26 protein-coding genes are annotated in these 24,902 nt (G+C 68.5%); 13 read left to right on the top strand and 13 right to left on the bottom strand.

The annotated features are described in order from the left end of the window. Positions 1–28: 28 nt before the first annotated feature. A complete protein-coding gene (locus tag AGI3411_RS03770; protein WP_129526073.1) occupies positions 29–1,606 on the bottom strand; it encodes an alkaline phosphatase family protein in 1,578 nt (525 codons plus the stop codon). Between the two features lie 162 nt (positions 1,607–1,768). On the opposite strand from AGI3411_RS03770, the gene AGI3411_RS03765 reads away from it, so the two are divergent. Continuing rightward, complete coding sequence (locus AGI3411_RS03765) at positions 1,769–2,566, top strand: IclR family transcriptional regulator domain-containing protein (RefSeq protein WP_165359050.1); 798 nt, start codon at positions 1,769–1,771, stop codon at positions 2,564–2,566. 35 nt (positions 2,567–2,601) lie between these two features. Here AGI3411_RS03765 and AGI3411_RS03760 read toward each other — a convergent pair whose 3' ends face one another. Next, on the bottom strand, positions 2,602–3,183 hold the full coding sequence (locus tag AGI3411_RS03760) for a TetR/AcrR family transcriptional regulator (protein WP_129526071.1): 582 nt from the start codon (positions 3,181–3,183) through the stop codon (positions 2,602–2,604). Between the two features lie 228 nt (positions 3,184–3,411). On the opposite strand from AGI3411_RS03760, the gene AGI3411_RS03755 reads away from it, so the two are divergent. From AGI3411_RS03755 to AGI3411_RS03745, 3 genes are read left to right on the top strand one after another with little or no spacing between them, the layout of a single operon-like run. Beyond that, complete coding sequence (locus AGI3411_RS03755) at positions 3,412–4,623, top strand: Tm-1-like ATP-binding domain-containing protein (protein WP_129526070.1); 1,212 nt, start codon at positions 3,412–3,414, stop codon at positions 4,621–4,623. Between the two features lie 11 nt (positions 4,624–4,634). Beyond that, positions 4,635–5,465 (top strand): phosphoenolpyruvate hydrolase family protein, encoded by an 831-nt coding sequence (locus tag AGI3411_RS03750; RefSeq protein ID WP_129526069.1) that lies wholly within the window; start codon positions 4,635–4,637, stop codon positions 5,463–5,465. Positions 5,466–5,518: 53 nt separating this feature from the next. Then, positions 5,519–5,968 carry an SRPBCC family protein gene (locus tag AGI3411_RS03745; protein WP_129526068.1) on the top strand — a complete coding sequence of 150 codons (450 nt, stop codon included), beginning with the start codon at positions 5,519–5,521 and terminating at the stop codon, positions 5,966–5,968. A gap of 263 nt (positions 5,969–6,231) precedes the next feature. On the opposite strand, the gene AGI3411_RS03740 is transcribed toward AGI3411_RS03745, so the two are convergent. Continuing rightward, positions 6,232–7,203, bottom strand: a complete 972-nt coding sequence (locus AGI3411_RS03740; protein ID WP_129526067.1) for a LysR family transcriptional regulator — start codon at positions 7,201–7,203, stop codon at positions 6,232–6,234. Positions 7,204–7,331: 128 nt separating this feature from the next. On the opposite strand from AGI3411_RS03740, the gene AGI3411_RS03735 reads away from it, so the two are divergent. Both AGI3411_RS03735 and AGI3411_RS03730 read left to right on the top strand, forming a co-directional pair. Further along, entirely contained in the window at positions 7,332–8,801 is a 1,470-nt protein-coding gene (locus AGI3411_RS03735) for an N-acyl-D-amino-acid deacylase family protein (RefSeq protein ID WP_129526066.1), read from the top strand. A gap of 32 nt (positions 8,802–8,833) precedes the next feature. Beyond that, positions 8,834–9,793, top strand: coding sequence for a tripartite tricarboxylate transporter substrate binding protein BugE (locus AGI3411_RS03730; RefSeq protein WP_165359049.1), 960 nt, complete (start codon positions 8,834–8,836; stop codon positions 9,791–9,793). Positions 9,794–9,834: 41 nt separating this feature from the next. On the opposite strand, the gene AGI3411_RS03725 is transcribed toward AGI3411_RS03730, so the two are convergent. From AGI3411_RS03725 to AGI3411_RS03705, 5 genes are read right to left on the bottom strand one after another with little or no spacing between them, the layout of a single operon-like run. Further along, on the bottom strand, positions 9,835–11,229 hold the full coding sequence (locus tag AGI3411_RS03725) for a sulfite reductase subunit alpha (RefSeq protein WP_129526065.1): 1,395 nt from the start codon (positions 11,227–11,229) through the stop codon (positions 9,835–9,837). Positions 11,230–11,233: 4 nt separating this feature from the next. Beyond that, the gene (locus AGI3411_RS03720) at positions 11,234–12,244 is read right to left on the bottom strand and encodes an FAD:protein FMN transferase (protein ID WP_129526064.1); all 1,011 of its coding nucleotides are present in this window, start codon (positions 12,242–12,244) and stop codon (positions 11,234–11,236) included. Between the two features lie 14 nt (positions 12,245–12,258). Beyond that, a complete protein-coding gene (locus tag AGI3411_RS03715; protein WP_129526063.1) occupies positions 12,259–13,059 on the bottom strand; it encodes a DUF4198 domain-containing protein in 801 nt (266 codons plus the stop codon). Between the two features lie 14 nt (positions 13,060–13,073). Next, positions 13,074–13,589, bottom strand: coding sequence for a DUF2271 domain-containing protein (locus tag AGI3411_RS03710; protein WP_129526062.1), 516 nt, complete (start codon positions 13,587–13,589; stop codon positions 13,074–13,076). A 27-nt stretch (positions 13,590–13,616) separates the two neighbouring features. Further along, positions 13,617–14,243 (bottom strand): PepSY-associated TM helix domain-containing protein, encoded by a 627-nt coding sequence (locus AGI3411_RS03705; RefSeq protein WP_129526061.1) that lies wholly within the window; start codon positions 14,241–14,243, stop codon positions 13,617–13,619. A gap of 188 nt (positions 14,244–14,431) precedes the next feature. Between AGI3411_RS03705 and AGI3411_RS03700 the strand changes: the two genes are divergently transcribed. Together AGI3411_RS03700 and crcB are read left to right on the top strand one after the other, a co-directional pair. Continuing rightward, the gene (locus AGI3411_RS03700; RefSeq protein ID WP_129526060.1) at positions 14,432–14,986 is read left to right on the top strand and encodes an HdeD family acid-resistance protein; all 555 of its coding nucleotides are present in this window, start codon (positions 14,432–14,434) and stop codon (positions 14,984–14,986) included. Between the two features lie 6 nt (positions 14,987–14,992). Next, the gene (gene crcB / locus AGI3411_RS03695) at positions 14,993–15,385 is read left to right on the top strand and encodes a fluoride efflux transporter CrcB (protein ID WP_129526059.1); all 393 of its coding nucleotides are present in this window, start codon (positions 14,993–14,995) and stop codon (positions 15,383–15,385) included. Here crcB and hpnE read toward each other — a convergent pair. Genes hpnE through hpnC form a run of 3 tightly spaced genes read right to left on the bottom strand, consistent with a single transcriptional unit; the run spans position 15,382 to position 18,396 of the window. Further along, positions 15,382–16,704, bottom strand: coding sequence for a hydroxysqualene dehydroxylase HpnE (gene hpnE / locus AGI3411_RS03690; RefSeq protein ID WP_129526058.1), 1,323 nt, complete (start codon positions 16,702–16,704; stop codon positions 15,382–15,384). The genes crcB and hpnE overlap by 4 nt on opposite strands. Further along, complete coding sequence (gene hpnD / locus AGI3411_RS03685) at positions 16,701–17,564, bottom strand: presqualene diphosphate synthase HpnD (RefSeq protein WP_129526057.1); 864 nt, start codon at positions 17,562–17,564, stop codon at positions 16,701–16,703. Before hpnD ends, hpnE begins: the two co-directional genes overlap by 4 nt. 1 nt (position 17,565) lies before the next feature. Beyond that, positions 17,566–18,396, bottom strand: a complete 831-nt coding sequence (hpnC, locus tag AGI3411_RS03680; protein ID WP_129526056.1) for a squalene synthase HpnC — start codon at positions 18,394–18,396, stop codon at positions 17,566–17,568. 141 nt (positions 18,397–18,537) lie between these two features. On the opposite strand from hpnC, the gene alr reads away from it, so the two are divergent. Further along, positions 18,538–19,665, top strand: a complete 1,128-nt coding sequence (gene alr, locus AGI3411_RS03675; RefSeq protein ID WP_129526055.1) for an alanine racemase — start codon at positions 18,538–18,540, stop codon at positions 19,663–19,665. A gap of 131 nt (positions 19,666–19,796) precedes the next feature. Continuing rightward, positions 19,797–20,516, top strand: coding sequence for an SDR family oxidoreductase (locus AGI3411_RS03670; protein WP_043542208.1), 720 nt, complete (start codon positions 19,797–19,799; stop codon positions 20,514–20,516). A gap of 9 nt (positions 20,517–20,525) precedes the next feature. Here the strand turns inward: AGI3411_RS03670 and AGI3411_RS03665 are convergent, their stop codons facing one another. Then, positions 20,526–21,383 carry a LysR family transcriptional regulator gene (locus AGI3411_RS03665; RefSeq protein ID WP_129526054.1) on the bottom strand — a complete coding sequence of 286 codons (858 nt, stop codon included), beginning with the start codon at positions 21,381–21,383 and terminating at the stop codon, positions 20,526–20,528. Positions 21,384–21,464: 81 nt separating this feature from the next. Here AGI3411_RS03665 and AGI3411_RS03660 point away from each other — a divergent pair, with 81 nt between their 5' ends. Further along, positions 21,465–21,845, top strand: a complete 381-nt coding sequence (locus tag AGI3411_RS03660; protein ID WP_129526053.1) for a tautomerase family protein — start codon at positions 21,465–21,467, stop codon at positions 21,843–21,845. Between the two features lie 40 nt (positions 21,846–21,885). Here the strand turns inward: AGI3411_RS03660 and AGI3411_RS03655 are convergent, their stop codons facing one another. Beyond that, positions 21,886–22,839, bottom strand: coding sequence for a LysR substrate-binding domain-containing protein (locus tag AGI3411_RS03655; RefSeq protein ID WP_129526052.1), 954 nt, complete (start codon positions 22,837–22,839; stop codon positions 21,886–21,888). A gap of 112 nt (positions 22,840–22,951) precedes the next feature. Between AGI3411_RS03655 and AGI3411_RS03650 the strand changes: the two genes are divergently transcribed. Further along, positions 22,952–23,845, top strand: coding sequence for an MBL fold metallo-hydrolase (locus tag AGI3411_RS03650; protein ID WP_129526051.1), 894 nt, complete (start codon positions 22,952–22,954; stop codon positions 23,843–23,845). A gap of 73 nt (positions 23,846–23,918) precedes the next feature. Next, positions 23,919–24,896, top strand: coding sequence for a Bug family tripartite tricarboxylate transporter substrate binding protein (locus AGI3411_RS03645; protein WP_129526050.1), 978 nt, complete (start codon positions 23,919–23,921; stop codon positions 24,894–24,896). Positions 24,897–24,902: the final 6 nt, after the last annotated feature.

The raw sequence follows: 24,902 nt of genomic DNA, 5'->3' as shown, positions 1-24,902 counted from the left end.
CCAGACGCCCTGGTCCGGGCGTGCTGCGCTACCACCTGCCGATATGGATGCCGGCCGATTCCTCCTTGCGTGTCCATTCCGTCATGGCGGCGTGGCTGACGGTGGGATGGATCTTGCGGTTGCGCAGCCAGTCGAACAGCATGGTCTGGTAGCGTTCCCGGATAGGGGCATGCGCGGGGTCCGCGCCCAGGTCGTCGAACTCCTCCGGGTCGGCGCGCAAGTTGAATAGTTGCGGACGCAGGCCTTCGAAATGGACGTACTTCCATTCGTGGTCGCGCACCATGATGGTGTGGCAGCCATCGGCGGGACGGCCCAGCGGCTCGCGCACGAAGTCGCGGAACGCATAGTTGTTTTCCGAGAACACGGCGGGGCGCCAGCCGGCGGGCTGGGCGCCGCGCAGCAGCGGCAGCAGGGAGCGTCCTTCCAGGATGTGGTCGGGGATGTCCGCGCCCATGGCGTCCAGGATGGTGGGGACCAGGTCTATTGCTTCCACCAGCCGCGATTCCACGGCGCCGCGCCGCGCGCCGGCGCCGGGCAGGCGGATGATCAGCGGCACCTTGGTCACGCAATCGTGGAACAGCTCCTTTTCGCCCAGATAGTGATCGCCCAGGTAGTCGCCGTGGTCGCTGCAGAAGATCACCATCGTGTCCTGGTCGCGGCCGCTGCGCCGCAGGTAGTCGAACAGCACGCCCAACTGGTCGTCCACCTGCTTGATCAGGCCCATATAGGTGGGGACGACCGTCTCGCGCACGTGGTCGCAGGAGAAGTTCCTGCTTACCTCCGCCTGGCGGAAACCTTGCAGCACGGGGTGCGCGTTCTCCAGTTCGCGGGGCACCCGCTTCGCGGCCAGCACGTCGTCGATCGAGTACATCGCGTGATAGGGCGCGGGAGCGACATAGGGCCAGTGCGGCTTGATGTAGGAAAGATGCAGCACCCAGGGCTGCTCGCCGCTTTGCTCGATGAACTCGATGGCGCGCCGGGTCATGTAGGGCGTTTCGGCGTCGGCCTCATCGACGCGGGCGGGCAGGCCGGCATAGCGCATGTTCCAGCCGGAGAGAATCTCACCGCTCGCGCCCAGCGCCGAGTTGGCGTGGTCGTGCCAGGGATTGGCGCCGCCGTAGCCTTGCTTGCGCAGGTATTGCGTGTAGCGGTGCGACTCGTCGCTGAAGCCCGGAGGCCAGATCCCGTCGTCGCGGTCGTAGGGCTCGAACCCGCCTTCCGCCGCCAGGACGCCGGCCGCGCTGGCGGGGTCGATCCCCAGGCGCTGCATGCCGGTCCGGTCCGCCTCGATATGCGTTTTGCCCGCGACCGCCACGCGCACGCCCAGCGGGCGCAGGTAGTCGCCCAGCGTCATTTCGCCGACGGACATGGGCACGAAGTTCCATACCGCGCCGTGGCTGGTGACGTAGCGGCCGGTGTAGTAGGACATGCGCGAGGGGCCGCAGACCGGGCCTTGCACGAAGGCGTTGTCGAAACGCACGCCTTCGGCGGCCAGGCGATCGATGTTGGGCGTGCGCAGGCGCGGATGCCCATAGCAGGACAGATAGTCCCAACGCAGTTGGTCGCACATGATCCAGAGCACATTGCGCGCAGCCTGTCCGCTCATCCCCGCCTCTCGTCCTGTTCCGGCAGCCACAACGGCTTTCGATAGGTGCCACGATATTTCGGGGGGACTGGGCGGCTCAAGCATGATTTGCTAGAGTTTCACTGAGTGAAATATTCAGGCTTGGGTGAAAAAGGGCGTGGAATGAGCCGGTGGAATCCGAAAGTGAAGACGATCGATGCGCTGGAGCGCGGCCTGATCGTGCTGGACGAGGTGCGCGCCACGCAGGGCGCGAGCCTGCAGGAATTGCATGTGCGCACCGGATACGCCAAAGCCACGCTGCTGCGCATCCTGGCCACGCTGCAATTGCGCGGCCTGATCTGGCGGCGGATCGCCGACGATTACTTCTGCCCGGCCAGCACGCTCAATGAGCCTAGCCGGCGGGCACGGGTGCTGGATCTGCTGGGCCAGTGCGCGGCGCCCGAACTGGACCGGCTGCAGGCAGAGGTGCTTTGGCCGTCGGACCTCACCGTGCGGCGCGGCAGCGCGATGATCGTGCGCGAAACCAACCGCAGCCAGTCCTACTTCACGATCCGCAGGGACAACATCGGCTTCCAGATCAATATGCTGCGGTCCGCGGTGGGGCGCGCCTACCTGGCGTTCTGCGCCGAGAAAGAGCGCGATTCAATCCTGGCGGCGCTGCGCCGCAGCCGCCGCGAGGGGGACGCGCTGGCGCACGATTGCGCGGCGGTGGCCGATTTGCTGGAGCAGACCCGCCGCCAGGGCTACGGCCTGCGCGAGCAGCGTTTCGGCGGCGACTACGACAAGACGCGCAAGGACCAGAACGATAGGCTGGAGGCCATCGCCGTTCCTATCGTGGCCGCGCCCGGGCGGCTCTACGGATGCGTGAACATCGTGTGGATCCAGGGCGTGCGGTCGGCCGACCAGATGGTGGAGCAATTTCTGGAACCGCTGTGCCGCACGGCCCGGGCGATTTCCGCCCGTATGCGCCGGCGCGCCTGATGGCAATGGCCTGATGCCGGCGCGGGCCGCCGCCGCTAGCGCTTGCCGGCCTTCGCCTCGGCCAATGCCTGCGCGATGATGGCCTTGGCCGTCCAGCGCGCCACATCCGTGAGTTCGGGCAGCTCCAGCTTCCAGATGTCTTTCAGCACCAGGAACACTTCGGTGCCGTAGACCAACGACAAGGCCTGAGCCACGCGGTCCTGTTGGGCGGGCGTGAGTTCGGCGGCGAGCGGCGCGATGGCGCGCTTGAGGATGTCGACCCGATGGCCGCGCACCAACCTGGGCTCGGCGCCAGCCTTGCCGGCGTTGGCCTCGGCGTGCTGCTGCAGGGACACCATGATGGCCGCGCGCAGCGGCGCTTCGTGCGATTCAAGCCGGGGATAGGCAAAGCGCAGCAATTCGTCGACACGCGCGGCGGCGCCGGGCGCGTCCGAATCCCACGCCAGGATCGGCCCCAGGCTTTCGTCCACCACCGCCGCGATCAGCGCGCTTTGGCTGGGGAAGTAGCGATAGGCCGTGGCACGCGAGACCCGGGCGTGCTCGGCCAGCTCGGCGACGGAGGGCGTGATGCCCTGCGCCATCAATTGCTGCGCGGCGTCCAGCAGGGTCTTGCGCATGCGCGCCCGCGGCCCATGCGGGGGTTCGCCGCTGGCGGCGGCCTGGGGGCTGGCGGGGGCGATGAGCCGCGCCGCGCTGGCGCTTGCCGGCGCGCTTTCGCCAGGGGATCGGGTTTGACGTGAGACGGGTGTCTCAGTATGATTCTTTCGTCTCATTTCTTGATTCTACAGGCCTTGCGGCCTCACATATCGAGGCGCGCACCGAGTGTAGCCGCCCGCGGAGGAGTCATGACGCATTCGAACCGGCGGGTCTACGTTGCCGCCACTTACGACACGAAGGGCCACGAGGCCGACTACGTGGTGGGCCTGCTCGAGCGGGAAGGGCTGGATGCCGTATCGGTGGACGTGTCCACGTCGGGCGCCGCCAGCGCGGCCCAGGTGCAGGCGCAGGAGGTGGCCGCGTGCCATCCCGATGGCGCCGGGGCCGTTTTCACCGGCGACCGCGGCACGGCCATCGCGGCGATGGCGCAGGCCTTCGAACGCTATGCCGCCGGCAACGCCGGCATCGGCGCCCTGCTGGGCCTGGGCGGTTCGGGCGGCACTGCCCTGATCACCCCGGCCATGCGCGCGCTGCCCATCGGCACGCCCAAGCTGATGGTGTCGACGATGGCCTCGGGCAATGTCGCGCCCTATGTGGGGCCGTCCGACATCGCCATGATGTATTCCGTGACCGACGTCGCGGGCCTGAACCGCATTTCGCGCCGGGTGCTGGCCAATGCCGCCGGCATGATCGGCGGGGCCTTCCGGCAGGCGGCCAGCGCCGCGGCGGACGATGGCCGGCCCGCCGTGGGGATCACCATGTTCGGAGTCACCACGCCCTGCGTGCAGCAGGTGACCCCGCTGCTGGAGTCCCGCTACGACTGCCTGGTGTTCCACGCCACGGGCACCGGCGGGCAGTCGATGGAAAAGCTGCTGGACAGTCATTTGCTGGCCGGCGTGCTGGACCTGACCACCACCGAAGTCTGCGACCTGCTTTTCGGCGGCGTGCTGGCCTGCACGGAGGACCGCTTCGGCGCCGTGGCCCGCACGGGCGCGCCCTACGTGGGCTCCTGCGGCGCGCTGGACATGGTGAATTTCGGCGCCATGGATACCGTGCCGGAACGCTACCGGGGCCGCAAGTTCTATCCCCATAACCCGCAGGTGACGCTGATGCGGACCACCGTGGAAGAGAACGTCCGGCAGGGCGAGTGGATCGCCGCCCGGCTGAACCGCTGCCAGGGCCCGGTGCGTTTCCTGATTCCCGAGGGCGGCGTGTCCGCGCTGGATGCGCCGGACCAGTCGTTCTGGGATCCGGAGGCCGATGCCGCCCTGTTCGCCGCATTGGAGGCGAATGTGCAGCAGACGGCCGACCGCCGCCTGGTGCGCGTGCCTTGCCACATCAACGATCCGCTGTTCGCCAGGACGGCGGTCGAACACTATCTTGAAATCGCTACACACTGAGGATTGCCGCCATGCCGCATTTTGACCGCAACGAGCTACTGGACAAGTTCCGCGCCATGGTGCGCGCGCGCACTCCGATCGTGGGCGGCGGCGCGGGCACGGGCCTGTCGGCCAAGTGCGAGGAAGCGGGCGGCATCGACCTCATCGTGATCTACAACTCGGGCCGCTACCGCATGGCGGGGCGGGGTTCGCTGGCCGGCCTGCTGGCCTACGGAAACGCCAACGAGATCGTGGTCGACATGGGCCGCGAAGTGCTGCCGGTGGTGAAGAAGACCCCCGTGCTGGCCGGCGTGAACGGCACGGATCCGTTCTGCGATTTCGACGTGTTCCTGGACGACCTGAAGCGCCAGGGCTTCGCCGGCGTGCAGAACTTTCCGACCGTGGGCCTCATCGACGGCAACTTCCGCGCCAACCTGGAAGAGACCGGCATGGGCTATGCGCTGGAAGTGGACATGATCCGCCTGGCGCACAAGAAGGGCATGCTGACCACGCCCTACGTGTTCAACGAGGATGATGCCGTGGCCATGGCCCGCGCCGGCGCGGACATCATCGTGGCCCACATGGGCCTGACCACCGGCGGCTCCATCGGCGCCGAGACGGCGTTAACGCTGGACGATTGCGTGGCCGCCATCGACCGCATCGCCGCGGCGGCGCTGGCCGTGCGCCCGGACGTCATCGTCCTGTGCCATGGCGGCCCCATCGCCACACCCGAGGATGCCGCGCACGTGCTGCGCGCCTGCAAGCATTGCCATGGCTTCTACGGCGCCAGCTCGATGGAGCGCCTGCCCACCGAGCAGGCCCTGACCGCTGCCACCCGCGAATTCAAGAACCTGACTTTCTGAATCCGTTTCCCGCAGTTTTCCTTTTCCAGGGCCGCGCGCCCGCAGGAGTCCGCATGCCGCATACCGTACATGTCAGCGCCATCGTCCACGCGCCGCTTCAGGAGGTTTGGGCCCGGTTCCGGGATTTCGACGGATTGGCCGGCTGGCACCCTGGCATCGCGCAGAGCCGGCTGGAAGAGGGCGGCCGCCATGACGCCGTGGGTTCGGTGCGGTACCTGACGCTCAAGCCCTCGGGCTTCGTCCGCGAGCGGCTGCTGATGCTGGACGATCCCGGCACGGCGCTGCGCTACTCCATCATCGAGACCGATCTGCCCATGCGCGACTACGTCGCCGGCGTGTCGCTGCATCCCATCACCGAAAGCGGCCACACGCTGGTGGAATGGTGGGCGGATTTCCGCGTCGAGGGCGCGGAATTGCGCGATGTGGCGGACGCCGTGGGCAAGGGCGTGTTCGCCGCCGGCCTTGCCGCGCTGAACGAAACGCTGCGAATGCCTGGCGCCTGACACGTCGCGATGCGCAGTGCGGGGATGCAGGGCCGTGTCTGACATCGTTACGAGATGGCTTCGCAGGGTTGCCGGGTGTCAGACACCCGGGAAGCGCCGAGGTAAAGCGGAGCGCGTCTCGTAGGGGTGTCAGACGCTTCTCCGTGTGACGCTTCACGCGCAGTGTCTGACACCCCTACGAGACGGCCCCGCAGGCTTGCGGCCATCTTCACGGGTGTCTGACACCAACCCTGGACGCAGACACCGCCCGAGCCCAACCTCCCCTAGCACTTCTGCCGCCCCACGTTGCCCGCAACCCGCTTGCAGCCCGCCGGCAGCGCCGCCGTGAGCAGATAATCGCGGATGGCGGCGATCAGCGCTTCGGCGGCGGGACTCAAGGGGTATTCCTTGTGCCGGATGATGCATACCGTGCGCACGACAGTCGGGCGCGCCAGCAGCGCATAGGCCAGCCCGGGCTCCAGCACCCGCTGGGCCGCCAGCGCCGGCAGCAGCGCCACGCCCAGCCCCGCCTTTACCAGCGCCGCCTGCGAGGTGGTGCTGGAGGCTTCGTAGAAGGGGGCGGCCGCCTCGACCGGCAGATCGGCGCGGGCGCGCAGCAGCGCCATGATGCCGGTCTCGTCCACTACGCCCACCAGCTTGCGCTGCGCCAGGTCCGACCAGCGCATCGTGCCGTCGCGGCCCGGGCTCAAGCCGGGATCGTCCTCGCGGTACAGCACGCCGAACCGGTCTTCCAGCAAGGCGTCGAAACGCAGCCCGGGCGCGTCCGCCCAGCGGCTGGTCAGGCCGAAATCCACTTCGCGCGCGGAGACTTTGCGCTGGATGCGGCCGGAGTTGTCGTCGCTGAGATACAGGCGCACGCCGGGATACTGGGCGGAGAAGGCTGCCGCCGCGGGCGCGATGATCTGCGTGATGGCCGACGGCGCTGCCGCCACGCCCACGCGCCCGCGCTCCATCGCGCCGAAGCGCACCACGTCTTCGATCACGCCGTCGAAATCCGCCAGCAGGCGCATGACGCGGGGCAGGAATTCCTCGCCCGCTGCCGTCAGCAGCACGCGCCGGCTGGTGCGCGCGAACAGCTGCGTGGCCAGCGCTTCCTCGAGTTGCCGGACGAGGCTGGTTACTGACGATTGCGTCTGGAACAGGCGCTTGGCGGCATGCGTGAAGCTGGATTCCTGCGCTACCGCGACGAAGGCGGTCAGGTGTTTCAGGGTGACGTGCTTGGGCAGGCGATTCATTTCAAATCACGATAGATGGATCAATAAAAACAATTTTCCCAGATCGATCGGGCCGACGATACTACGCTCTTTCGGCATCCACCGGTCCCGGGGCATCCCCGCATGGGCCCGATCAAGGCGGGAGAACCATGCGGCAGCAAACTCTGGACCTCATTATTGAAGGCGGCTGGGTCATCGATGGGCTGGGCGGCCCCCGGCGCCGCGCCGACGTGGGCGTGGCGGGCGAACGCATCGCCGCGATCGGCGACCTGGCGGACGTTGCGGCGGCGCGCCGCGTGGACGCCCGCGGCAAGATCGTGGCGCCCGGCTTTATCGACGTGCATGGCCATGACGACCTGATGTTCGTGGAGCGGCCGGGGCTGGAATGGAAGACCAGCCAGGGCATCACTTCGGTCGTCGTGGGCAATTGCGGCGTCAGCGGCGCACCCGCGCCCTTGCCCGGCAATACCGCGGCGGCGCTGGCCCTGCTGGGCGAAACACCCTTGTTCACCGACATGCGCGCCTATTTCGACGCGCTGCGCGCGCAGCAGCCGATGATCAACGTGGCGGCGCTGGTGGGGCACGCCAACCTGCGCCTAGCCGCCATGCGCGACCCCGCGGCGCAGCCGACGGAGCAGGAGCAGGATGCCATGCAGCGCATGCTGGACGATGCCTTGGCCGCCGGCGCGGTGGGGTTCAGCACCGGCCTGGCATACCAGCCCGGCGGCGCCGCGCAGGCGGCGGAACTGGAAGGCCTGGCGCGGGTGGCGGCGGCGCGCGGCGCGATGCACACCAGCCATATCCGCAACGAGGGCGATGAAGTCGAAGCCGCGGTCGATGAGGTGCTTGCCGTCGGACGCAACACCGGCTGCGCCACCGTCCTGTCGCACCACAAATGCATGTTGCCGCGCAACTGGGGCAAGAGCCACGCCACCCTGGCCAACATCGACCGCGCGCGCGGCGAAGGCGTGGACGTGGCGCTGGATATCTATCCGTACCCGGGCAGCTCCACCATCCTGATCCCGGAGCGCGCCGAGATCATCGACGATATCCGCATTACCTGGTCCACCCCGCATCCCGAATGCGGCGGCGAATACCTGAGCGACATTGCGGCGCGCTGGGGCTGCGACAAAACGACGGCGGCGCGCCGGCTGTGCCCCGCGGGCGCCATCTACTTCGCCATGGACGAAACCGAGGTCCAGCGCATTTTCCGGCACGAGCGCTGCATGGTCGGCTCCGACGGGCTGCCCAACGACGCGCATCCCCACCCGCGCCTGTGGGGCAGCTTCACGCGCGTGCTGGGACGCTATGTGCGCGAGGCCCAGTTGCTGACGCTGGAGGCGGCGGTCGCCAAGATGACCGCCTTGCCGGCGCGCGTGTTCGGCCTGGCGGGACGCGGCCAGCTCACCGACGGTGCGTGGGCGGACATCGTGGTGTTCGACGCCGACACCATCGAGGACCGCGCCACCTGGGAAGCGCCGACCCTGGCGTCCGCGGGCGTCGAGCACGTGCTGGTCAACGGAAGCCAGGTATTCCCGGCGGCGGCGGGCATGCCGCGGCCCGGCAGGATCCTGCGGCGCGAGGCCATGGCGGCCGATGCCGCGGGCTCTGTTCAATAAAACACATCCCATTCCTACAGGAGACAAACACCATGATGCGCAAGACCTGCATCGCCCTGGCGCTGGCCGCGGTGCTGCCCACCGCCCAGGCGGCCTTTCCCGACCATCCCATCACCCTCATCGTGCCGTTCCCCGCGGGCGGCCCGACGGACATCGTCGGGCGGCTGGCCGCGGCGAAGGCCGGAGAGATCCTGGGCCAGCAGATCGTGGTCGAGAACCGCACGGGCGCGTCAGGCACGATCGGCATGACGGCCACGGCCCGCGCCAAGCCCGATGGCTACACCGTGGGCCTGGCGACGGTCAGTACCCACGGCACGGCGCCGCACCTGTTCCCCAACCTGGCCTACGATCCCGTCAAGGATTTCACGCCGGTCAGCAACCTGGTCACCAGCCCCAACATCCTGAGCGTAAACCCGCAGTTCCCGGCCAAGACGCTGGCGGAGTTCGTGACGCACGTGCGCGCCAATCCCAACAAGGACGGCTATGCCAACGCGGGCGCGGGCGGCGTGAACGATCTGGGCATGATCTGGTTCCTGCAGCTCATCGGCGGCAAGATGAACAGCATTTCGTACCGGGGCTCGGCGCCCGCGCTGACAGACACCGTAGGCGGCGTGGTGCCGGTGATTTTCGACAACTTCCCGTCCTCGCTGCCCTATCTGAAGAGCAATCACCTGCGGGCCCTGGCGATCACGGGCGCGCAGCGCAATCCGCGCCTGCCGGACGTGCCGACCTTCGCCGAGCAAGGCTACAAGGATTACGACGTGACGGCATGGTACGGCGTGGTGGGGCCGGCGGGCATGCCCGACGACGTGCGCGATAAACTGGCGCAGGCTTTCGCGCAGGCGGTGCGCGACCCGGCGACCGCGGCCAAGATGGAAGAGACCGGCGCCTTTCCGCTGGGCAACACGCCCGCGGAATTCACCGAGCAGATCCGCACCGAGCGCGACCGCTGGAAGACGGTGATCGACAAGGCGCAGATCAAGCTGCAGTGATCTTGCGGCGGCGGGCGCGGCCTTGCGGGGGCGCCGCCGGTTCAGTACACGTCGCGCCGGTAGCGGCCGTCGCGCTGCATGGCCTGCAGGCGCGCGTCGCCCAGGATGTCCTGCAGGGCGACGTCCACGCCGCCGGCCATGCCCTGCAGGCTGCCGCAGACGTAGATCGCGGCGCCGTCGCCGGCCCAGGCGCGCACCGCGTCCGCCTGCTCGCGTAAATGATGCTGCACGTAGCGGCGCTCGGCCTGGTCGCGCGAGAAAACCGCGTCCACGCGTTCCAGCGTGCCGTCGCGTTGCCAGGCGGCGATTTCGTCCCCGCAGAACCAATCGTGAGCCGCGTTGCGTTCGCCGAAGACCAGCCAGTTGCGCCGGTGGCCGGCGGCGCGGCGCGCCTTGATCAGGGCGCGCAGGCCGGCCAGGCCCGTGCCGTTGCCCACCAGGATCAGGGGGCGGCCGTCGGCGGGCGCGTGAAAATTGCGGTTGACGCGCACGCGCAGGTCTATCGGGTCGCCGGGCCGGGCGATGTGGGTCAGCCAGCCGCTGCCCAATCCCAGCGCGCCGTCCGCGCCGCGCATCTGGCGCACGAGCAATTGGATCGCGCCGTCCTCGGGCAGCGAGGCGATGGAGTATTCGCGGTGAGCGTGCAGCGGGCCGCCGGCTTCCCGGCGCGGGCCGACCTCGGCGATGTCGCCGGCCTGCCAGGTGCTGTCCACATCCGCGGGCGGTGTCAGCGTCAGCAGGTAGCAGGGGCCGCCCTGGCTGTCCGGATTGAGCCGCTTGCGGGATGCCAGGCGCCACGGCTGATATGCGGGCGCTTGCCAATCGGGCAGGTCGCTGCGTCCGGCCAGCAGCCCAAGGTGATGTTGCCAGTGGCGCAGCGCGGCCGGGTCGCCGTTGTCGACCTCGACCAGATCGAAAAGGGGTACCGCGCCTTGCGCGTGGAGCCATTCGTCGAGGCGGTGGCCGAAGCCGCAGAAGTTCGCGTATTCGCTGTCGCCCAGCGCCAGCACCGCGTACTGCGCGCCGGCCAGCGCGGGCGCGCAGCGCGCGGCTTCGCCCGGCCCGGCCGGCAGCATCTGGTCGGAGAAGGCCGCCGCGGCGTCGGGCGGATCGCCTTCGCCATAGGTGCTGGCGACGAACAGCATGCGGCGATAAGCGGCCAGGCGGGCCACGTCCAGCTGGTCCAGCGCGGCGACGCGCACCGTCAGTCCGCCCGCGCGCAGCGAGTCGGCCGTCTGCTCGGCCAGCGATTCGGCATAGCCGGTCTGGGTCGCGTAGGCGACCAGCAGGGTATCTACGGGCACGGGGGCGTCCAGGGCCTGCAGCGCCCGCGCCTGTTGCGTTTCCTGGCGCCGGGCGCGGCGCCAGGCCCAGAGGCACAGGAGCAGCCATAGCCCCGCCACGCACGCCGCCGCGATCAATCGGGTCGGAGTCATGTCTTCAGCGGGCGAGGGCCTGGAACGCCGGGGTGGCGGCGACGCGGTAGGCCTGGGCTTTGCGCAGGATGAACAGGGCCGCCAGGTCGTGGCGGCGGGCGTAGGCCAGCCCGTCCTCCTCGCCCAGCACCGTCAGGGCCGTAGCCAGCGCGTCGGCCTGCATACAGCCGGGATGCAGCACGGTGACCGAGGCCAGGTGGTTGCGCACTGGCTGGCCGCTGCGGGGATCGATGGTGTGGGCGTAGCGTTCGTCGCCCGTGCCCGCGTGGCGCCGGTAGTCGCCCGAGGTGGCGATGCTGCATTCGTCCAGCGGCAGCGCCAGCGCGTGGCCGTCGCTGGCATCGGGCACTTCGACGGCGACGCGCCAGGACTGGCCGTCGGGCCGCTTGCCGCGCGCGCGCAATTCGCCGCCGACTTCCACCAGGTATTGCGTGATGCCCAGGGCGTCGAGCGCCATCGCGGCGCGGTCCACGCCGTAGCCCTTGGCGATGGAGGACAGGTCCAGGTAGGTGCCGCCTTCCTGCAGCGCCGCCTGCCTGCCGGCGTCCAGACGCACGCGGCGCCAGCCGCAGCGCTGGCGCGCGGCGTCGATGGCGGCGGGAGAGGGCGGCTCGAAGGCGCGCTGGTGCGGGCCGAAACCCCAGGCGTTCACCAGCGGCCCGACGGTCGGGTCGTAGGCCCCGCCGGTATCCTCGGCCAGCGCCAGCGCGTGGTCCAGCACGTGGAAGAATCCGGCGGGCAGGGCTTGCCAGCCGGGGCCGGCCTGGTTGTAGCGCGTGATGTCGGAATCCGCTTCCCAGGTACTCATCTGGGCCACCACCTCGTCCAGCGCGGCCTGGATGGCCTGCCGCGCGGCGGCCTCGGTGCGCCCGGCCGGCAGGGCCACGCGCGCCGACCAGGTGGTGCCCATGGTCGCTCCGGCCAGCGCCGCGGGCCGGGCCGGCATGGCGCCATAGGCGACGCGCGGCGCGGCGACCGTCGCGCCGCGCGGGGCGTAGGAAGGAGGATTCGCCATGCGGCCGCGCCGGCTTAGGGCTGCAGCACTTCGACGGTGCCCGCGTAGGACAGGCGGCGCTTCGTGGCTTGCGGCACGCTGACCTTGGCGTCTTCCATGCCGGCTTCGATCCAGTACAGGCCGGGTTGCGGCCACTTCACCGTGAACTTGCCGTCCTTGTCGGTCTTCAGCGGGATCTCGTCGACCTTGTCGCGATAGCGGCTGCCGCCGGGCACGACGTTGACTTCCAGTTCCGCCGCGGGCTTGCCGTCCAGCAGCATCTGGAACGTGGCGGGTTCGTCCGTGAACAGGTCGTTCGGATGCGTGACGGGGGCCAGCTCCAGGCCGCGGCCGATCGGCTTGACGGCGGTCGGCTTGCCGGCGGTCACGAAGGTTTCGACGCGGCCCAGGCTCTGGGAGATTTCCAGGCCGTCGGCCTTGGCCGGCACGGCCTGCGCCAGGCCTTCCACCTTGCCGAAGTAGCGCTTGTTCTTGCCGTCTTCCTTCCAGCGCGCGAACACGCCGTCGTTGACGACGGCCACGCGGTACGTGCCGCTTTGCTTGAGCTGCAGGTCGAAGGTGCTGCGCAGCTTGCCGCGGTTGAGGTTTTCGGCTTCGGCGGGATTGCCGTCGGGGGCCGTGACGGCCAGGCCGTCCAGGCGCAGCGGGGCGTGGTTGAAATAGAACTTGTCGTTGCCGACGGCGGCGTCTACCGTGACCCAGCTGTCGGTGCCCGACAGCACCGTGGAGGACGGCACGATCCAGACGTCATGCGCGTGGGCGGCGAAAGGCAGGCAGAGCGCCAGGGCGGCGGCCAGTTTGGCGGCGGATTTCATCGTTGCGTTCCTAGTCAGGGTTTCAGGTCGAGCGCGATGGCGCCCAGTTCGTGTTCGCCGCGGGCCGTCAACTGCTCGGCCTTCTGCGGCGGCCATTGGAAGGGGATGCGCAGCAGTTCGCGGCCGCCGACTTCGCGCGCCGCCTCGACTACCACCGCGTACTGGCCGGGCTTGAGCTGCGACAGGGGCTTGCTGGCCGCGTCGAAGCTCAGCGCGTGCTTGCCCGCGGGCTTCGTCGCGCCGCTGACGCCGTCCACCGGAAACTGCTGGTTGCGGCCACTGCGACGCCACCACTGGCGCATGTCCTTGAGCCATTCGGTGCCTTCGTTGTTCTTCTTGGCCACGTCGTACCAGACCGCCAGATCGGTGGCGACGCTCTGGTCGGGGTTTTCGATCCAGATCGCCACGTAGGGCCGGTGGTATTCCGCGACGTCAAGGCGCGGGACCTCGATGGACAGGCCGATGTCGGCCGCGTGGGCCGTTCGGGCGATCAGGCCGGCCAGCAGGGCCGACAACAACAGCTTGCGCATGGAGGTCTCCAGGGCGGATCGATAGAATCAATGAATGAAGAGCAGGGCCAGCACCACCGGGATCACGACCCCGAGCCCGACCATGGGCCAGGTCGCGCTGCGGTTGCCGGCGTGCATTTTCAGCAGCACCAGCCCGGTCAGCGAAAAGACCAGACAGGCGGCGGCGAAAATGTCCAGGAACCAGCTCCAGGCCAGGCCGGTGTTGCGGCCTTTGTGCAGATCGTTCAGGTACGAGATCCAGCCGCGGTCGGTGCGCTCGTATTCGACGTCGCCGCTGGACAGGTCGATGGACAGCCAGGCGTCGCCGCCGGCGCGCGGCAGCGACAGGTAGATTTCGTCAGGGGACCATTCCGCGGGCCGGCCGGCCGAAGCGGCGCCCAGCGTGTCGTCCAGCCATTGGGCGACGGGAGCAGGCAGGGGGGCCTTTTTCTGCGCGGGCGGCGGGGACAATTGCGCCAGCACGGCGGCGGGCAGCCGGGCCTCGCGGTTGCTCACCACCGGCTTGGCCTCGATGTGCGAGGCGTTGTTCAGGGTCAGCCCCGTGACCGCGAACAGCAACATTCCCAGCAGACACAGCGCTGAACTGATCCAGTGCCATTGATGCAGCGTCTTGAGCCAATAGGCCCGGCGGCGAGGGGTGGGTTGACTGTCCATGGGGTATCGGGTGAAAGCCCGCGGATTCTAACATTTAATGAGAATGACTCTTATAAATGCCGCGATTGAGGCTGGATGATGATTTCAATCGATTTCGCCGGCGCCGCCGGGGCGGGGACGGCGCGGCGTGGCGCCTGCGGGCCGGCAGCGATAAGATAGGCCACCCGTTACAAACACCGGAGGTCGTCATGCTCGAACAGCAAGTCGCGGATCGGATCGGTCGTCATTGGGGGTGGGTGGCATTGCGCGGCGTCGTCGCCATCCTGTTCGGCCTCATGGCCATGCTCATGCCAGCCATCACGCTGTCTGCCCTGGTACTGGTATGGGGCGCATTCGCACTGGCGGATGGCGTGCTGGCGCTGGTCGCCGGCGTGCGCATCCGGGACAACGGCAAGCCGCTGTGGGCGCTCATCGTCGTGGGCCTGCTGGGCGTCGCGGCGGGGATCGTCACGTTTCTTTGGCCGGGCCTGACGGCGCTGATCCTGCTCTACATCATCGCTATCTGGGCGCTGGTGTCCGGGGTATTCCAGATCATCGCCGCCGTCCGCTTCCGCAAGGAAATCCGCAACGAATGGCTGCTCGGCCTGTCGGGGCTGGTGTCCGTGCTGTTCGGCGGCATGCTGATCATGCAACCCGGCGCGGGCGCCCTGGCGCTGGTCTGGGTCATTGGCATCTATGCCGTGTTTTTCGGCATACTTCTCCTGGTTTTTTCTTTCCGCCTCAGGCAGCACAAGGCGCCCTGATTCCCGATGTCCGCATACCAAACCCTGATTCCCCTTAACTTCCTGGCCGTGGGCGTGGGCGCCATGTTCGGCGCCTGGGCCCGCTGGCTGGTCGGCCTGTGGCTGAACGTCGAGTCTTGGCCGTGGGGCACCTTCGCGGTGAATCTCGCGGGGGGCTACCTGGTGGGGCTGGTGCTGGCCCTGGTGGCCGGGCATCCGGAGTGGCCGGCCTGGGTGCGGCTGGGCGCGGTCACCGGTTTCATGGGGGGGCTGACCACGTTTTCGACGTTTTCGGCGGAAACGGTGGCCATGCTGGAGCGCGGCGCTTACGGCACCGCGCTGAGCTACGCCGGCTTCAGCCTGGCGGGTTCGCTTGCGCTGACGGCGGCAGGCTTGGCCACCGCCAGCCTGCTGCGCTAGCCGGCCAGCGGAGCCAGCACGCGCGCGGCCTGCAGGCCGCTGCGCACGGCGCCTTCCAGCACACCGGGGTAGCCGGTGTCGGTCCAGTCGCCGGCAAGCGCCAGCGTGGGCCAGGGCGTGGAATTCAGCGGGCGGGTCAGGCCCGGCACCGCCGCGAAGGTCGCGCGTTTCTCGATGAATAGCTCCGCCGCCGACACTTCCGGCATGGAGGGCAGGCGCGCGGGATGGCGGGCGGCCTGTTCCGCCACCTGGTCGATCAGCGCCTCGATGACCTGCTGGCGGTTGCGGTCGGCGATGCCGGTGGCGGCGCTGGCCACCACGGCCAGTTCGCCCGCCTTGGTGTCGCCGGCCAACTGCGCGCGGTCGAACAGCCACTGGCCGATGTGGCCCCGGGCGGATTCCTCGCGCAGCATCATCATGGGTTCGGGCAGGCGCCAGGGCTCCGCCAGCCGCAGGTTGAGCGTGGCGATGGGCAGATAGTCGAAAGCCTTCAGCGCCTCCAGCAGGCCGGTGGCGCCGGCTTCCCGCAGCGGCGCGTCCAGCAACCGGGCCGCGAAAGTGGGGGGCACCGCCAGCACGGCCGCGTCGAAGCGTTCCTGGTTGATATCGATGCCCTCGGGGGACGGGCGTATCTGGCGCACCGTGCTGCCATAGCGCATCGTCACCTGGCGGGCGGCGGCGTCGGGCCACAGCGCGGACAGGTCGGTGCAGGGCAGCAGCATGTCGCTGTCTTCGCGGCTGCCAGCCAGGCTGTCGCGCAGCACGCGCGCGAACAGCGCGGCGCTGGCCGTGGCCATGGGCGTATTCAGCGCGGCCAGGCAGAGCGGCTCCCAGAGCTGGCGGATCAGCGCCTCCGACTGCCCGTGGTAATGCAGCAGATGCAGCACGGTCCAGTCGCGCGGCGGGGTCCAGGACATGGCTTTCAGCCCGCGCATCAGGCGCAGGGTGGCACAGCGGTCGACCCACGACAGGCCGCGCGCGCGCAGGATGGCGATGGCCATGTGCAGCGGCGCGGGCAGGCGCGGGGCGGACAGGTGGAAGCGGCCGTCCAGGCTGGCCAGCCGCAGGGGGCGGCGCATCAGCAGGGCGTCCGGGTTGCGGCCCACCCGGCGCATCAGCGCCAGCGTGTGCTTGTAGGCGCCCGAAAGCAGGTGCTGGCCGTTGTCCAGCGGCGCGTCGAATTCGGTATGGAAGACGCGCCGAGCGCGCCCGCCGGGCGTATGGCCGGCTTCGAACACCGTGACCTTGGCGCCCGCTTCGCGCAGGGCGACACTGGCCGCCAGACCGGCCCAGCCCGCGCCGATGACCGCGGCCTTCACCGTGCCAGCCGGCGGACGAGTCCGCGTCCGCCGCCCACCCAGGTCTTCCAGGCCAGCCACAGCTTGCGCAGGGGCGTGAGCGAGATCCGCTGGTGCAGCACCTGCCAGTTGTCGCGCTCGATCTCGTCGAGCAGCGCGTGATAGATGGCGGCCATCATCAGCCCGGGCCGCTGCGAACGGCGGTCGGCTTCCGGCAGGTTGCTCATCGCCTCGCGGTACAGGCCGCGCGCGCGGTCGGCCTGGAACTTCATCAGCGCGCTGAAGCGTTCGGAGTATTGGCCGTTCAGGATGTCCGAGGCCTTGACCTCGAATTGCTGCATGTCGTTGACCGGCAGGTAGATGCGGCCGCGGCGGGCGTCGTCGCCCACGTCGCGGATGATGTTCGTCATCTGGAACGCCAGGCCGAGCTTTTCCGCGTAGACCAGGGTCTTGGGGTCGGAGTAGCCGAAGACGCCGGCGGACAGTTCGCCCACCACGCCGGCGGCGTGCCAGCAGTACTTCCGCAGGCCGGGCCAGTCCAGGTAGCGGGTCTGGTCCAGGTCCATTTCCATGCCGTCGACCACGGCCAGCAAGCGCTCGCGCGTGATCGAACAGCTTTCCAGGTGCGGCTGCAGGGCGCGCGTTACGGGATGGTCCGGCGTGCCGTCGAACATCTGGTTGATCTGGGTGCGCCACCAGGCCAGCTTGACGCGGGCCAGGGACGGGTCGGTGCACTCGTCCACCACGTCGTCGACTTCGCGGCAATAGGCATACAGCGCCGTGATGGCGCGCCGGCGCTCGGGCGGCAGGAACAGGAAGGCGTAGTAGAAGCTCGAACCGCTTTTGGCGGCCTTTTCCTGGCAATATTCGTCAGGGGTCATATCAGGTAATTGCGCGCCACAACATGATGGCCCAGTCTTTGGCGCCCAATTCGGGGCGATTCATGAATACATCGTAGCCGCTCGCCTGGATACGCTCCAGCACGCGCAGCCCGCCTTGCACCACCAGGCGCAGCTCCAGGCCCATGCGGCCCGGCAGGCGGCGCGCCAGCGGAGCGCCGAAGTGTAGCAGCGCCCGGGCCCGCTCCACCTCGAACGCCATCAGATCGCGCCACGCGGGCGTCAGCCGGCAGGCGGCCAGGTCGTCGTCGGATACGCCGTGGCGGCGCAGGTCTTCCTGCGGCAGGTAGACGCGATGCTTGCGCCAGTCCACCCGCACGTCCTGCCAGAAGTTCACCAACTGCAGGCCGGTGCAGATCGAGTCGGCCTCGCTCACGTTCTGCGGATTGGTGGCTTCGAACAGGTGCAGCATCAGCCGGCCCACCGGATTGGCCGAACGGGTGCAGTAATCGGCCAGGGCGGCGTAGTCTTCGTAGCGTTTGACGCTGATGTCCTGCTCGAAGGCGGACAGCAGGTCGTAGAAGGGTGTGATGGGCAACTGGTGGCGGGCGATCGTGGCCGCCAGCGGCTTGAAGATGCCGGCCAGTTCGGGCGGGCCGGGTTCCGGCGTCGAGCCGGGTTCGGCGCCGATGCGATGCAGTTCGGCGCGGAACACGGCCAGTTGGTTCAGCCGTTCCTCGTCCGAGGCGCTGCCTTCATCGGCGATGTCGTCCGCGGCGCGGGCGAACCGGTAGATATCGGTCACGGCGCCGCGCAGCCTGCGCGGCAGCAGCAGCGAGGCGACGGGGAAGTTCTCGTAGTGATCGATGGACATAAAGCGGGTGTGCGATTGCGGCCCGAGGGGGCCCTGACCGACCCATTTTAAGGTGAATGGGCGCTGGCCGTTTTCCCAGGCGCGGCGCAGTGCCGCAAGGGCGAGGATCAGTTAGACTTAAGCGCCACAGGATTGCACACCATGCCGCGCCCAATTTCAGCCACCGTCTCCGTTTCAGCCCTTGCGCACAATCTTGCCGCCGTGCGCCGTCATCTCGACCAGACCGCCGCTGCCGCGTCGGGGCTGCCGCCCTCGATCTGGGCGGTCATCAAGGCCAACGCCTACGGGCATGGCATCGAACAGGCGGTGGCCGGCTTCTCGAAGGCGCAAGGCCTGGCGATGCTGGACCTGGACGAGGCCGTGCGCTGCCGCGAAGCGGGATGGGGCGGGCCGATCCTGCTGCTGGAAGGGTTTTTCAACCCGTCCGACCTCGATATCGTCGACCGCTATCACCTCAGTACCACGGTGCACAACCGCGAGCAGCTGGACATGCTGGCGCGCGCGCGCCTGTCGCGCCGGGTCGACATCATGCTTAAGCTCAATACCGGCATGAACCGCCTGGGCTTCAGTCCGGCGGCCTATGCCGCGGCGCACGAACGCGCCATGCTGCTGCAGCAACAGGGCACGCTGGGCTCGGTCGGCAAGATGACCCACTTCGCTTGCGCCGACGGTCCTCAGGGCGTGAACGAACAACTCGGCCTTTTCAATTCGGTGACGCATAAGCTGCCGGGCGCGATCAGCGTCTGCAATTCGGCGGCCACGCTGCGTTTCGCCGAGATCGCCGTCGGCTCCGAAACGCAGACGCACTGGGTGCGCCCCGGCATCTGCCTCTACGGGGCCTCGCCGTTCGCCGACGCCGAAGCCGTGTCCTTCGGCCTGAAGCCGGCCATGTCGCTGCGTTCGGAAATCATCGCCGTGCAGGAGCTCAAGGCGGGCGATTCGGTCGGCTATGGCGCCATTTTCCGCGCCGAGCGCTCCATGCGCATCGGTATCGTGGCTTGCGGCTACGCCGACGGCTATCCCCGCCATGCCGCCACCGGCACGCCGGTGGTTGTGGCCGGCATCCGCACCCAGCTGGTGGGCCGCGTGTCCATGGACATGCTGATCGTCGACCTGGAGCCCATCCCCGCGGCCGGGGTCGGCACGCCCGTCTCGCTCTGGGGCGAAGACGGCCCCTCCGTGGACGAAGTGGCCCAGGCCGCCGGCACCATCGGTTACGAGCTGCTGTGCGCCCTGGCGCCGCGCGTTCCCGTCACGCGGGACGCCTGAGCCGGCCGTCCGGCGTGCAAGAATTGCTACGCAATTTACAAGACAGGTGGCGCCGGATGGTGTCTACTTGGAAGACCGGGCGCTCAAGCGCCCGTTTTTGACCAAGAAAACGGACTGCGAGGTTTCAATCCATGAAGGACAAATGCGTGCTCATCACGGGCGCCACCAAAGGCATAGGCTGGGCCCTCACGCAGCGGTTGTCCGACATGGGCTGCCATGTGGTGGGCATCGCGCGCAACACCACCGACGTGGATTTTCCCGGCTATCTCTATGCCTGTGACCTGGCGGACGCCGGCCGCACCGAAGAGGTGCTGCGTGAAATCCGCGAGAAATTCCCTGTCGACGCCGTGGTTAACAATGTGGGCATCGTTTCGCCGCAGCCGCTGGGCGAAATCGACCTGGCCACCTTGTACAACGTACTGGATCTGAACGTGCGCGTGGCGGTGCAGGTCACCCAGGCCTTCATCGAATCCATGAAGGTGCGCCGCGCGGGCCGCATCGTCAATGTGGTCAGCCGCGCCATCCATGGCGGCATGGAGCGCACCGCCTATTCGGCCGCCAAGAGCGCGCTGGTGGGCTGTACCCGCAGCTGGGCGCTGGAACTTGCCGAATACGGCGTCACCGCCAATGCAGTCGCGCCGGGCCCGATCGAAACGGAAATGTTCCGCGCCACGCGCCCCGCGGGCAGCGAAGGCGAGAAGCGCGCCCTGGCTTCCGTGCCCATGAAGCGCCTAGGCACTCCCGCCGAGGTGGCGGCCGCGATCGCCTTCCTGCTGTCGGACGACGCCGGCTTCATCACCGGCCAGGTGCTGGGCGTGGACGGCGGCGGCAGCCTGGCCGGGCGTTCGTAACCCGCGGCGTCAGCCGCGCACCGCGCTCCGGAAGGCCGCTGACAGGGCGGCGAGCGCATCGCGCGCGCGCTCGTCCTTGACTCGGGTGTGCAGCAAGACCGGCAATTGCGGTATGGCGGGCAGCCCCAGTTTGGGCCCCGCATCCACCGCGCCGAACGGCAGCATGCGCGGAGACAACGCGGCAACGCCAAGCCCCGCCATCACGGCGGCCGTGACGGCCATCACGCCGCCGCCCACGAAAACCTCAGTCCAGCGTATGCCGGCCGCATCGAGCAACTGGCCGGCCAGCGCGCGCACGCCGCAAGGCTGCGCCATCGTGGCCAGCGGCAGCGGCTCTCCGGTCCGATGCTGCCAGCCCGGCGCCGCGTACCAGCCGAATTTCTCTTGGGTGATGATCTTCCCGTCATCGCGGCCCGCATGCAGGCGGACGATCACCGTGTCGAGTTCCCGCCGGTCGAAGCTCTGAAGCAGGTCGCCCGACGAGGCAATCCGGATTTCGATCAACAGCTGGGGATCCTGTGCATTCATGCGCGCGATCAGCGCGGGGAGCTCGGGCCCCGCGACATGATCGCTGATGCCGATGGCAAGGCGCTGCCGGGCTTTCGCCATGGCGAACAGGGCGCGATCGTGCACGGCCAGGAGTTCGCGCGCATGTTCCAGAAAACCGGCGCCCCGCGCTGAAAGCTCCACGTAGCGGGGCGTGCGCTCGACCAGGCGGAAACCGAGCCGGTCTTCGAGCCGCTTCAGTTTCAAACTGACCGCCGCCTGGGTGGTTCCCATGGCTTCGGCGGCATGCGTGAAGCTGCCGAGCTCGGCAATGCGGACGAAGGCCTTGACGGCATCGAGGTCGAGCGTGCGTTCAGTCATATCAAATATTTATTACTGATATATAGACAGATAGCGTATCAGAATAGATAAGATGAAGCGGCACACTATGGAGAACCCACGATGCCGCTTGTTCATATCTCATTGCGCACCGGAAAGCCGGAAGCCTATCGCCAGGCAATCTTCGACGGCGTCTACCAGGCGCTGCGCGAAACCTTCAACGTTCCCGACGACGATCAGTTCATGGCCATGACCGAGCATGACGCCGCGAACTTCCGCTATGGCGCGACCTATCTGGATGTCGCGCGCAGCGACGACCTCGTGTTCATCCAGATCACGGCAAGCAACACCCGCAGCATGGAGCAGAAGAAGGCGCTGTTCCAGCGGATCGCGCAACGGCTGGGCGCAAGCCCCGGCATGCGCTCGGAGGATGTGTTCGTGAACCTGGTGGAGGTGGCGAAAGAGAACTGGTCCCTCGGCCGCGGCCTCGCGCAGTACGCGTGAAGCCGTCAGGCGGCGCGGCGCTGGCCGCGCCGCCGGGCCATCATGCGCCCAGCGCGCCGGCCTCCAGGCGCAACGCGTCCAGGAAGCGCTGCAGCGCCGGCGCGGCGTCGACCTGCGCCCGCTGGACCACGCCGACCGGCGGCAAGGTCCAGTCCGGGCGGAACCTCAGAACGGCCAGCACGCCCATGGCGGCATAGTGCTGCGCCACCGCGCGCGGCATCGCCGACAGCAGATCGCTGCTGCGCAGCAGCACCTCGTTGGCTAGCAGCGATACCGATTCGGCCATGGGGGCGCGCAGCGTCAGGCCCTGTTCGGCGAAGTAGGCGTCGATGCGCTGGCGCAGCGGCGCCTGCGGCGGCGGCAGGATCCAGTCCTGCCGCGCGAGCGCGGCGGCAGTGATGCGCGAGGATTGCGCCAGCGGATGGCCGATGCGCGCCACCACGCATATCGGCTCTTCGTACAGCACTTCGGTGCGGAACACGGGTTGCGTCGCGTCCAGCATCAGGCGCCCCAGCACGCAATCGAATTCGCCGCGCGCCAGGCCCGCCAGGAGCATGTCGTGCGCGCCTTCCTGCAGCATGACAGTGACGCCCGCATGATCGGCGCGTAAGCGCTGCAGGGCCCGCGGCACCAGGACGGGCAGCGCCACCTGCTGCACGCCGACGCGGATCCGCCCGCTGGCGCCCGCGGCCAGGGCGGCGATCTCGTTGCGGGCGCCGGACAGGTCGGACCAGAGCACGTCCGCCTTGCGCGCCAGCGCGTGCCCGAAGCCGGTGGGCGTGATGCCCCGGCGCGTGCGTTGGAACAGCGGCACGCCGAACATGTCTTCCAGTTCGAGCAGCTGCTTGCTGGCGGCGGGCTGCGTCATGCCGAGCTCGGCGGCGGCCTTGTGCACGCTGCCCTGCGCATACAGCGCCCGCAGCAGGTCGAGATGGCGCATGCGCAGGCGGCCGCCGATGTGGCGAAGTTCGGGAATCCGCGGCGTCGATGGCATGATTCTTCCAATTCCAATTGGTTATCACAGCATTCTAATAATTGATTAGATTGTATGCACCCCGTACCTATACTGGATCGCAGTTCAACCGTGCTGCGAAAAAGGGGAAACCATGAAGATCACGATGCTGGGCACCGGCGCCGCGCTGCCCGATCCCGACCGGGGCCAGTCCGCCATCCTGCTGACGCTGGATGACGATACGCACTATCTGTTCGATTGCGGCGAGGGCGCCACGCGCCAGATGGTGCGCGCCAATGTCGACCCCGCGAAGGTCGGCTTTGTGTTCCTGACGCATCTGCACCACGACCATATCTGCGACTACCCCTATTTCGTGATCTCCAGCTGGATGCTGAACAAGCAGGGCGCGCCGCTGGTGTTGGGGCCGAAAGGCACGCGCCACTTTGTCGACCACCTGTTCGAGAACGGCGCGTACCAGACCGACTTCCGGGCGCGCAGCGCCTATCCGGTGCGCCAGGCCAATATCGAGGCCGCGCGGCCCGAGGTGCGTGAAGTCAGCCCGGGCGTTGTCTTCGAGGACGGCAAGGTCCGCATTTCGGTGGATTGGGTCGAGCACATCCCGCGCGAGGTCTGTGAATGCTTCGGCGTGCGCGTGGAGGCGGAAGGCAAGGTCATCGCGTTCAGCGGCGACACCGCGCCGTGCGAGGCCATGGTGCGCCTGGCGCAGGATGCGGACCTGCTGATCCACGAATGCACGTTTCCCGAGTCGTTCATCGCCCATCGCGCCAAGACCGGCGTGGGCACGTATGCGCACACCAGCCCGACCGATCTCGGCAAGATCGCGCGCGAGGCCAATGTGAAGAGCCTGGTGGCCACGCACTTCGGGCATTTCGATTCCACCAGCCCCGTGCTCAAGCGCGCCGCGGCCAAGCACCTGCCGGTGGACCTGATGGGCCCGCACCTGATGGACGAGATCGTGGCCGACATCCGCAAGCACTACTGCGGCCCGCTGCGGCTGGCCCACGACCTGATGCGCATCGACCTCTAGCCCACGCAGGGAACAAGGGCCGGCCTTCGGGCCGGCATGCGGCGGGCGCAGCCCGCCGGCCAGGGAGAACACCATGACGTACCGGACTTGCGCCGTATCCGTTTTGCTTGCCTTGGGCGCGGCGGCCTTGCCGCCGGCCGCCCGGGCGCAGTATCCCGATCATCCCATCCGCATCGTGCTGCCGTACGCGCCGGGCGCGGCGGGCGACGTCGCCATGCGGCAGATCCAGCCGCTGCTGGAGAAACGCCTGGGCCAGCCCGTGGTGGTGGATTACAAGACCGGCGCCGGCGGCAATATCGGCGCGCAGGAAGTGGCGCGCGCGAAGCCGGACGGCTACACGCTGGTGCTGGGCGCGACCAACAATTTCGTCATCAACCAGTTCCTGTACCGGAAGCTGGGCTTCGATCCCCTGGCGGACCTGGAGCCCGTGGGCAAGCTGGCGGACGTGCCGGCCTTCGTCTACGTCGGTTCGCTGGTCCCGGCCGCGGACTACGCGCAGTTCGAGCAGTATGCGCGCGCGCAAAAGGGCAAGTTGAACTACGGTTCGCCGGGCATGGGCACCACGCCCCATCTGTCGGCCTACCGCTTGTCCAAGATGATGGGCGCGGGCATGACCCACATCGCCTACCGCGGTTCGACGCCGGGCGTGCAGGCCCTGCTGGCGAACGAGATCCAGATGTACATCGGGGGCTACAGCATCGCGGCCGCCTACATGCCGCAGGGCAAGGTTCGGGCGCTGGCGGTGGCGGCTCCCCAGCGCTTCGCCGGGCTGCCCGGCGTGCCCACCGCCGCCGAGGCCGGCATGCCGGACGTGGTGCAGGGCAATTGGTGGGGGTTTGCCGCGCCCAAGGGCACGCCGGCCGACCGCATTGCGCGCTTCGCCGGCGCCTTGCACGAGGTGCTGGAACTGCCCGAGGTGCGCCAGGCCTATCTTGCCAACGGCTTTGTGCCCGGACGGGACTCTCCGGCGTCGTTCGCCGAGGAATGGCGCAACGAAGCCCGTCAGTGGCAGGCCGTGGTGCGCGAGTCCGGCGTGGTCCTGGACAATTGAGGAGGC

The sequence above is a fragment of the Achromobacter agilis genome, assembly GCF_900496965.1.
GTDB lineage: Bacteria > Pseudomonadota > Gammaproteobacteria > Burkholderiales > Burkholderiaceae_B > Achromobacter > Achromobacter agilis.
The sequence above is the reverse complement of the archived record's forward strand: the minus strand, read 5'-3'. Positions and strand labels throughout refer to the sequence as shown.